This is a genomic window from Streptomyces sp. NPDC045778, assembly GCF_056431945.1.
This window is the reverse complement of record NZ_JBWKJZ010000029.1, coordinates 53,717-63,517: the sequence shown is the minus strand read 5'-3', so window position 1 is coordinate 63,517 and position 9,801 is coordinate 53,717. Positions and strand designations below refer to the sequence as shown.

The following is a 9,801-nucleotide window of genomic DNA, read 5'->3' as shown; positions in this document are numbered from 1 at the left end:
GGGAAGAACATGTCCACCGACCCCCAGGTGGTGGAGGCCCTGCGAGCCTCCCTCCTCGACAATCAGCGGCTGCGCGGGGAGAACCGCAGGCTCGCCGCCGAGTCCCGCGAGCCGGTCGCCGTGGTGGCGATGAGCTGCCGCTACCCCGGCGGCGTCCGCTCGCCCGAAGACCTGTGGGACCTGCTCGTCAAGGAGCGCGACGCCGTCACCGCCTTCCCCGCCGACCGCGGCTGGGACCTCGACGCCGTCTACGACGACGACCCGGACGCGCCCGGGACCTCGTACACCCGCGAGGGCGGCTTCCTCCACGACGCCTGCGCCTTCGACCCCGGCTTCTTCGGGATATCCCCGCGCGAGGCCCTCGCCATGGACCCGCAGCAGCGCCTCCTCCTGGAGACCTCCTGGGAGGCGATCGAGCGTGCCGGGATCGACCCGCTGACCCTCAAGGGCAGCCGCACCGGCGTCTACGCGGGCGTCATCTACAGCGAGTACGGCTCCCGCCTCGACCGCGTCCCCGACGAACTCGAAGCCTTCCTCGGCACCGGGTCCATCGCCAGCGTCGCCTCCGGCCGCGTCGCCTACACCCTGGGCCTGGAAGGGCCCGCGGTCACCCTCGACACCGCCTGCTCCTCCTCCCTGGTCGCCCTCCACCTGGCCTGCCAGGCCCTGCGGGCGGGCGACGCCACCCTGGCCCTGGCGGGCGGCGTGACCGTGATGGCCACGCCCGGCCTCTACGTCGGCTTCAGCAGGCAGCGCGGCCTCGCGCCCGACGGGCGCAGCAAGTCCTTCTCCGCCGCCGCCGACGGCGCGGGCTTCGGCGAGGGCGCGGGCATGGTCCTCCTGGAGCGCCTGTCCGACGCCCGCCGCAACGGCCACCCCGTCCTCGCCGTGATCCGGGGCTCCGCCGTCAACCAGGACGGCGCCAGCAACGGCATGACAGCGCCCAACGGCCCCGCCCAGGAGCGCGTCATCCGGCAGGCCCTCGACAACGCCGGGCTCACCCCCGCCGACGTCGACGCCGTCGAGGCGCACGGCACCGGCACCGTCCTCGGCGACCCCATCGAGGCCCAGGCCCTGCTCGCCACCTACGGGCAACAGCGGCCCGCGGACCGGCCGTTGCGAGTCGGCTCGCTCAAGTCCAACCTCAGCCACACCCAGGCCGCCGCGGGCGTCGGCGGCGTCATCAAGACGGTCCTCGCCCTGCGCCACGGCCTGCTGCCGCGCACCCTGCACATCGACCGGCCGACCCCGCAGGTCGACTGGACCGAAGGCGCCGTCTCGCTGCTCACCGCCGCCACGCCGTGGCCCGCGACGGACCGCCCGCGCCGCGCCGGTGTGTCCTCCTTCGGAGCCAGCGGCACCAACGCCCACGTCGTCCTGGAACAGGCCCCCGAGGACCCGGCGGAGGAACGCGAACCGTACGAGGGCCCCGTGGCCTGGCCGCTCTCCGCCAAGGGCGCGGCGGCCCTGCGCGGCCAGGCCGCCGCCCTGCACGCCCACGTCCTGGCCGACCCCGCCCTCCGCCCCGCCGACATCGGCCTCTCCCTGGCGACCGGGCGCTCCCGGTTCGCCCACCGTGCCGTCGTCGTGGGCGCCGACCGGGGCGAACTCCTCGACGGACTCGGCGCCCTCGCACGCGGCGAGCTGCTCACCGACGGCGCCACGGGCACCGCGCCGCGCGGCGGCCGCAAGGCCGTCTTCGTCTTCCCCGGCCTCGGCGCCCAGTGGCCCGGCATGGCGGCAGACCTCCTCGACGCGTCCCCCGTCTTCGCCGCCCGCGTCGCCGCGTGCGAGCGCGCCTTCGCCCCGCACCTGGACTGGTCGCTCGGCGCGGTCCTCCGCGGTGAGGAGGGCGCGCCGTCCCTGGACGGCGTGGAGGTCCTGCAACCCGCGCTGTTCGCGGTGATGGTCTCGCTGGCCGAGGTGTGGCGCGCGTACGGCGTCGAGCCCGCCGCGGCCGTCGGCCACAGCCAGGGCGAGGTCGCCGCGGCCTGCGTCGCGGGGGCCCTCACCCTGGAGGACGCCGCCCGGATCGTCGCCCTGCGCAGCCGCGCCCTGGCCGGCGTCACCGGCGGGGGCGGCATGGCCACCTTGATGATGTCCGGGGAGGAGGCCGAGGAACTGCTCGCCGCGCGCGGCGGCGAGGTGTCGGTCGCGGCGGTCAACGGCCCGCGCGTCGTGGTCGTCGCGGGCCCCGCGCCCGCCGTCCACGCCCTCGTCACCGACCTGTCCCGGCAGGGCCTCATGGCCTGGAACATCCCGGTCGACTACGCGTCCCACTCCGGCGCGGTCGACGCCGTGCGTGACGAACTGCGCGGGGCGCTCGCGGACATCGCCCCGCGCACCCCCGCGATCCCGCTGCTCTCCGCCGTCGACGCCCACTGGCTGACCGCCGACGACCTCACCGCCGATTACTGGTACCGCAACCTGCGCGAACCCGTCCGCTTCCACCCGGCCGTGCGCCACCTCCTCGACACGGGCCACCGCACCTTCGTCGAGGTGAGCCCGCACCCCACGCTCACGTACGGCATCGCGGACACGGCCGCCGACGCGGGCGCCACCGACGTCGAGGTCGTCACCACCCTGCGCCGCGACGAGGGCGGCCCGCGCCGCCTGCTGCTCGCCCTGGGCGAGGCGTACGCGGCGGGGCTCCCCGTCGACTGGCGGCCCGCGTACGAGAACACCGGCGCGCGCCGCGCCGACCTGCCCACCTACGCCTTCCAGCGGCAGCGCTACTGGCTCGACGCACCCGCCCCGGCCGGCGACCCGGCGTCCACGGGGCAGCGCGACGCCCGGCACCCCCTGCTCGGCGGGGCCGTCGACCTGCCGCACGACGGCGGCACCCTCCTCACCGGCCGCCTCTCGGTGGCCGCCCACCCCTGGCTCGCCGACCACGCCGTCGCCGGTACGGTCCTGCTGCCCGGCGTGGCCTTCTTGGAGATGGCCGCCCACGCCGGCGCCCTGCTCGGCTGCGCACAGGTCGAGGAGCTGACCCTGGCGGCGCCGCTGCTCCTGCCCGACGGGGACGAGGCGGCGCGCGGCGTCCAACTGCGGCTCACCGTGGGCCCGGCGGACCCGGAGGGCCGACGCTCGCTCGCCTTCCACTCCCGGCCCGAGGACGCGGCGACGGACGAGCCCTGGACCCAGCACGCCAGTGGCGGGCTCGCACCCGCCCCGGCGGATCACGCGGGCCCCGAGGAGACGTCCTGGCCACCGGCGGGCGCCGTACCGCTGGACGTCGACGGCCTGTACGACGCCATGGCCTCGCGGGGCGTGGAGTACGGCCCCGCCTTCCGGGGGCTGCGTGCGGCCTGGGGGCAGGGAGACGCGGTCTTCGCCGAAGTGGCGCTGCCCGACGGGACGCCGGACGTGTTCGCCGCGGCCCACCCCGCCGTTCTCGACGCCGCCCTCCAGACGGCCGGGCTGCGGCCCGTGGACACCACGGGGAGCGCCGTACCGCTGCCGTTCGCGTGGAGCCGGGTCACCCTCGGCCCGGCCGCCGGACACACCCTGCGCGTGACCCTGCGCCCCGAGGGGGACGACGCGGTGACGGTGCGCGCCACCGCCGAAGACGGGCAACTCGTCGCCTCTGTCGGCTCGTTGATCCTGCGGGCGGCCTCGCCCGCCGGGCTGCCCGCCGTCGACCGCTCGCTGTATCGCGTCGACTGGACGCCGGTCGACCGCCCCGGCACACCCGTGCCCGTGCCCGCGTCTGCGGCCGGGGCGCGCTGGGCACTCCTCGGGGAGCGCGACCCGCGGCTCCTGCCGGACGGTTTCGCGGCGGAGTCGTACCCCTCCGGGGCCGACGCGGTCCTGCTGCCCTGCCCGCCGCGCGGCGCGGCCGAAGGGCCCGAGGCCGTGCACGCGGCCACGGCGGCCGTCCTGGAGCGGCTGCGCGCCTGGCTGGCGGACAGCTCGCCCCGGTCGGGCCCGCTGGTCGTCCTCACCCGGGGCGCGGCCGGACCCGGCTCCGGGCCCGTGGACCTGCCCGGCGCCGCCGTCTGGGGGCTGCTGCGCGCGGCCCAGCTCGAACACCCCGGCCGGTTCGTCCTCCTGGACAGCGAAGACCCGGACGCCACGGCCGCGGCCCTGCCCGCCGTCCTCGCCGCCGACGAGCCCCAGCTCGCTCTCCGCGACGGCGTGCTGTACGCGCCGAGGCTCGCCCGGGCGGCGGCCCCCAGGAGCGAGGGCCCCGCCCTCGCCCCGGACGGCACGGTCCTGCTGACCGGCGGCGGCGTCCTCGCGGGCATCCTCGCCCGCCACCTCGTCACCCGGCACGGCGTACGCCACCTGCTGCTGCTCGGCCGCCGGGGCGCCGACGCGCCGGGCGTCGCCGAACTGGCGCGGGACCTGGAGGAGTCCGGTGCCCACGTCACCGTCACGGCCTGCGACGTGGCCGACCGCGCGGCCCTCGCCGCCGTCCTGGCCGGCATCCCGGCGGAGCACCCGCTACGGTCCGTCGTACACACCGCGGGCGTCCTCGACGACGGGCTGCTCGACACCCAGACGCCCCAGCGGCTGAGTGCCGTGCTGCGGCCCAAGGCGGACGGCGCCCTGCACCTGCACGAACTGACCCGGGACGCGGACCTGACGGCCTTCGTCGTCTACTCCTCCGCCGCCGGCGTCTTCGGCAGCCCCGGCCAGTCCACCTACGCCGCCGCCAACGCCACGCTCGACGCCCTCATGACGGAGCGCCACCGCCTCGGCCTGCCCGCCACCTCGCTGGCCTGGGGCCTGTGGGAGCGGCGCAGCGGGCTGACCGCCGACCTGTCCGACACCGACCTGCGCCGCATGCGCCGCAGCGGCGTGCGCGGCCTGTCGGCGGAGGAGGGCGTCGCGCTGTTCGACCGCGCGCTCGCCCTGGACGAGCCCGCCCTGGTCCCCGTCCACCTCGACCTCGCCGCCTACCGCGGCCAGACCGTGCCGCCGCTCCTGCGCTCCCTCGTGACGGCGGCGCCCGCCGGGCCACGCCCCGCGGCCGGCACCACGGCGCTGCGCGGGCGCCTCGCCGCCGCGCCCGAGGACGAGCACGGGAGGATCCTCCTCGCCCTGGTCCTCGCCGAGGCCGCCGCGGTGCTCGGCCACGCCACGCCCGAGGCCCTGGGCGCCGATGACGCGTTCCTCTCCGTCGGCTTCGACTCGCTCACCGCCATCGAGCTGCACAACCGGCTCGCCGGCCACACCGGCCTGCGCCTGCGCCCCACCACCGTCCTCGACAGCGGCACCCCGGCGCGCCTCGCCGAGCGGCTGCGTACCGAACTGGCCAAGGCGGCGCGACCCGTCAACGCGGCCGCGGCCGACGACACGCCCGCCACCGGGCAGAGCGCGACCACGGACCCCGTGGGCACCCTCTTCCGCCAGGCATGCGAACTGGGCCGCGTCGACGCGGGCATCGCGCTCCTGAAGAACGCCGCCGCGCTGCGCCCCGACTTCCGCACCGGAGCCGAACTCCAGGCCGCCGACGCCAGGCCCGAGCTGCTGCGCCTGTGCCCGCACGACGACGCCCCGGAACTGGTCTGCTTCGGCTCCGTCGTGGCGCTCGGCGGCGCCCACCAGTACGCCCGCTTCGCCGCCCGGTTCCGCGACCGCTACGGCGTCAGCGCCCTCGCGGCCCCCGGCTTCCTGCCCGGCGAACCGGTCCCGGCCGACCTGGCCGCGCTCCTGGACTTCCAGGCCAGGACCCTGCGCGCGGAGCTGGACGGGCGGCCCCTCGTCCTGATGGGCTCCTCGTCCGGCGGCACGCTCGCGCACGGCGTCGCGGCCCGCCTGGAGGAGCTGGGCGCGGGCCCGGCCGCCGTGGTCCTGCTGGACACCTATCTGTCGGACAACGCAGGGATGACGCAGTTCAACGACGTCCTGATCGGCGGGATGTTCGCCCGCGAGGACCGCGCGGCCCCCATGGACGGCGCCCGGCTCACCGCCATGGGCCGCTACTTCCGCCTCCTCGACACCTGGACCCCGCCCGCTGTCCAGGCGCCCACCCTGCTCGTCCGCGCCTCCGAACCGCTCGGCGAACCGGCCCCCGACGCGGGCGACTGGCGCGCCACCTGGCCCACCGCGCACACCGTCGTCGACGTACCGGGCGACCACTTCTCCCTGATGGAGGAGCACGTCACCACCACGGCGAGCGCGGTCTCCGACTGGCTCGCCACCGTCCTCGGCACCGCACCGACCACCACACCCTGACCGCCCATCAGCACCCAAGGAGAGGCGCATGACGCAAGCGCCGCACACCCCATCCGGCCCGCACCGCGTCGCCGTCCTCGGCGCCGGGGTCATGGGCGTGGGCATCGCCGCCCTCGCCCTCGGGCACGGCGTCCCGGTCCTGCTCGTCGACGTCGACGCCGAACGGCTCGACCGGGCGCGGGACGACATCGACCGCGAGCTGCGCATGGCGCAGCTCATGGGACACCTCCCGGCCGGCACCGCCACCGGGAGCCTGGACCGCGCCACCGCCACGGACGGCATCGGCGACTCCACCGCCGTCATCGAGGCCATCACCGAGGTCACCGAACTCAAGGCCAAGGCGCTCGCGGAGGTCTCGGCACGGGTGCGCCCCGGCACCCCGCTCATCTCCAACACCTCGTCCATCCCCATCGACGAGCTGGCCGGACACGCCGAACGCCCCCAGGACGTCATCGGCACCCACTTCATGAACCCCCCGTACCTCATCCCGACCGTCGAGGTCATCCGGGGCGCGCGGACCGCCGAGGCGACCATGGCCGCCGCCGGCTCGCTGCTCAGGGCGCTGGGGCGCCGGCAGGTCGTCGTACGCGACGCCCCCGGCTTCGTCACCAGCCGCGTCCTGCACCCGATGATCAACGACGCGGCCCGGGTGGTGCAGGAGGGCACCGCGACCGCCGAGGACGTCGACGCCCTCATGGAGGGCTGCCTCGGCCACCCCACGGGCCCCCTGCGCACCGCCGACCTCATCGGCATCGACAACTTGGTGGATTCCCTGCGGGTCCTGCACCAGCGCACAGGCGACGACGGCTGCCGCCCCTGCGACCTGCTGCTCGACAAGGTCCGCCAGGGCGAACTCGGCCGCAAGAGCGGCCGTGGATTCTACGCGTACCAGGAGGAGAACTGATGAACCCCTTCGAGACCGAGGCGACCGAGGCGACCGAGGCGACCGAGGCCACCGAGAAGGAGATCCTGCGCTTCCTGGAGGCGCGTACCAAGCGCTCCTGGGAGACCGACGTCGACCTCTTCGCCTCCGGCGGCCTCTCGTCGCTGTTCGCGATGGAGCTGGTCATGCACCTGGAGAAGTCCTTCGGCGTCTCCGTACGCGGTGCCGATCTGCGCCTGGACAACTTCCGTACGGTCGCGTCGATGACGGCGCTCGTCGGGCGGCTCCGGGCGGCGGCGGACGGGGGAGCCGGTGCGTGACCAGCCACTGACCGCCGCACCCGCCCCGGACGACTGCCCCGAGGAGGCCTCCCTGGAGGCGGCCACCGCCGCCGTCACCGGCCTGATAGGCGATCGGGCCGAGGCCTGGGACCGCGCGGGCCTGCTGCCCCTCCACCTGCTGCGCGGGCTCGGCGCGCAGGGGCGGCTGTGCGCCCAGGTCCCGGCCGCGTACGGCGGCTGGGGCCTGGACAGCGCGACGGCGGGTGCGTTCACCGCGCACGTGGGCAGCCTGTGCAGTTCCGTACGGAGCGTGATGACCTCCCAGGGAATGGCCGCCTGGACGATCGAGCGCTTCGGCACGCCCGAGCAGCAGGCGGCGTTCCTGCCCCGGCTCACCGGCGGCGAGCTGGCCGCGGCCGGCTTCAGCGAACGCGGCGCGGGCAGCGATCTGTCCGCGATGACCACCCGGGTCCGCCGGGACGGTGACACGGTCGTCCTCGACGGGCACAAGGTCTGGGTCACCGCCGCGCACTACGCCGACCTCCTCGTCCTGTTCGGGAAGTACGAGAGCGACGCCGCCGACGCCACCGGTGCGCCCGGCCCCGACGACGCCGTGGCGGTCGTCGTCCCGGCGGACGCCCCCGGTGTCCGCGTCACCCGCGTCGCCGACCCGCTCGGCTGCCGCGCGGCCGGGCACGCCGACATCGCGCTCGACGGGGTACGGGTGCCCGCGACGCACGTGCTCGGCGGAGCGGCGCTGCCCCTGCCGCTGCTGGTCACCACCGCGCTCGCCTACGGCCGCATTTCCGTGGCGTGGGGGTGCGTGGGCATCCTGCGCGGCTGCCTCTCGGCGGCCGCCGGGCACGCGGCGACCCGCGAGCAGTTCGGCGCCCCGCTGGGCGAGCACCAGCTCGTGGCCCGCCATCTCGCCGAGCTGTACGTCGCCGAGCAGTCCGCGACGCGGGCCTGCGAGCACGCCTCGTACTGCTGGGACGACGGCTCGCCGGACCAGGTCGTCGCCACCGTCCTGGCCAAGCACATCAGCGCGGTCAACGCGGCCCGCGGCGCGGCCACCGCCGTCCAGGTCCTGGCCTCGGCCGGGGCCCAGGACGGCCACCTCGTGGCCCGCGCCCACCGGGACGCCAAGCTGATGGAAATCATCGAAGGCAGCAATGAGATGTGCCAGCTGATGCTGGCGCGGCACGTCCTCGGCAGCGCGTGAAGGGAACCGCAGTGACAACCACCGGAGCGAACACGACCGCGGTGACGACAGGGAAGCGGGACGCGTCCGCGGTGACGACGGGGGAGCGGGACGCGTCCGCGGTGACGACGGGGGAGCGGGACGGGTCCGCCGCGCGGCCCGCTCCCCTACTGAAGTGCCTGGTCTGGGACCTCGACAACACCCTGTGGCAGGGCACACTCCTGGAGGACGGCGAGGTGACCCTGCCGGACGCGATCCGCGACGTCGTCGTGGAGCTGGACTCCCGCGGGGTCCTCCAGTCGGTGGCGAGCAAGAACGACCACGAGACGGCGTGGGCCCGCCTGGAGAAGCTTGGCATAGCCGAGTACTTCGTGCTTCCGCAGATCGGCTGGGGCCCCAAGTCGCAGTCCGTGCGCCGGATCGCCGACACCCTCAACTTCGCCCTCACCACCATCGCCTTCGTCGACGACCAGCCCGCCGAGCGGGCCGAGGTCACCTACCACCTGCCCGAGGTGCGCTGCTACCCGGCCGACGCGGTCCTGGGCCTGCCGGGCCTTCCGGAGTTCACCCCGCCCATGCGGACGGTGGACTCCCGGCGGCGGCGGGAGATGTACCAGGCGAAGTTCCGCCGCGAGGCCGCCCGCGCCGAGGCCACCGGGCCCGACGAGGACTTCCTGCGCTCCCTCGACCTGGACATGCGCATCGGCCGCGCCACCGACGAGGAGCTGTCGCGCGTGGAGGAACTCACCCTGCGCACCAGCCAGATGAACGCCACAGGGGTGCACTACTCCGACGCCGATCTGCGCCACCTGCTCACCGACCCCGGTCACGAGGTCCTGGTGGTCACCCTCACCGACCGCTTCGGCCCGCACGGCGCGGTCGGCGTGCTGCTCCTGGAGCGCGGCCCGCAGGCCTGGCACCTGAAGCTCCTGGCCACCTCCTGCCGGGTGGTGTCCTTCGGCGCGGGCGCCACCCTCCTCAACTGGCTGATCGACGAGGCAGCCCGGGCGGGCACCCATCTGGTGGCCGACTTCCGGCCCACCGACCGCAATCGCATGATGGAGATCGCCTACCGCTTCGCGGGTTTCGCGGACGACGACCCCTGCTCCTGCGTGGCGTCGCTTCCGCAGGCGGCGGACGAGGGCCTCCAGCGCCTGCATCTGCGACCCGAGCGGCGCCTGGCGTCGACGACGATCAGGGTGAGCGCGGTGGATCTGGCGTAGCAGGCCGGTACGCAAACGGGAAAGCCC

The 9,801-nt window shown here is 75.7% G+C and carries 5 protein-coding genes; all 5 read left to right on the top strand.

Annotated elements, in window-relative coordinates:
- Nucleotides 1-27: 27 nt before the first annotated feature.
- The 5 genes from AC07GB_RS30310 to AC07GB_RS30290 all read left to right on the top strand — a co-directional run bounded on the left by AC07GB_RS30310 (nucleotide 28) and on the right by AC07GB_RS30290 (nucleotide 9,774).
- Nucleotides 28-6,186 (top strand): type I polyketide synthase, encoded by a 6,159-nt coding sequence (locus tag AC07GB_RS30310; protein WP_478851002.1) that lies wholly within the window; start codon nucleotides 28-30, stop codon nucleotides 6,184-6,186.
- Between the two features lie 28 nt (nucleotides 6,187-6,214).
- Nucleotides 6,215-7,090 (top strand): 3-hydroxyacyl-CoA dehydrogenase family protein, encoded by an 876-nt coding sequence (locus AC07GB_RS30305; protein ID WP_478850968.1) that lies wholly within the window; start codon nucleotides 6,215-6,217, stop codon nucleotides 7,088-7,090.
- Nucleotides 7,090-7,389: an acyl carrier protein gene (locus AC07GB_RS30300; protein ID WP_478850966.1), complete on the top strand. Its 300-nt coding sequence runs from the start codon at nucleotides 7,090-7,092 to the stop codon at nucleotides 7,387-7,389. The genes AC07GB_RS30305 and AC07GB_RS30300 overlap by 1 nt, the downstream gene beginning before the upstream one ends.
- A 52-nt stretch (nucleotides 7,390-7,441) precedes the next feature.
- Nucleotides 7,442-8,572: an acyl-CoA dehydrogenase family protein gene (locus tag AC07GB_RS30295; RefSeq protein WP_478851000.1), complete on the top strand. Its 1,131-nt coding sequence runs from the start codon at nucleotides 7,442-7,444 to the stop codon at nucleotides 8,570-8,572.
- A 149-nt stretch (nucleotides 8,573-8,721) separates the two neighbouring features.
- Nucleotides 8,722-9,774, top strand: coding sequence for an HAD-IIIC family phosphatase (locus AC07GB_RS30290; RefSeq protein ID WP_478850998.1), 1,053 nt, complete (start codon nucleotides 8,722-8,724; stop codon nucleotides 9,772-9,774).
- Nucleotides 9,775-9,801 lie beyond the last annotated feature (27 nt).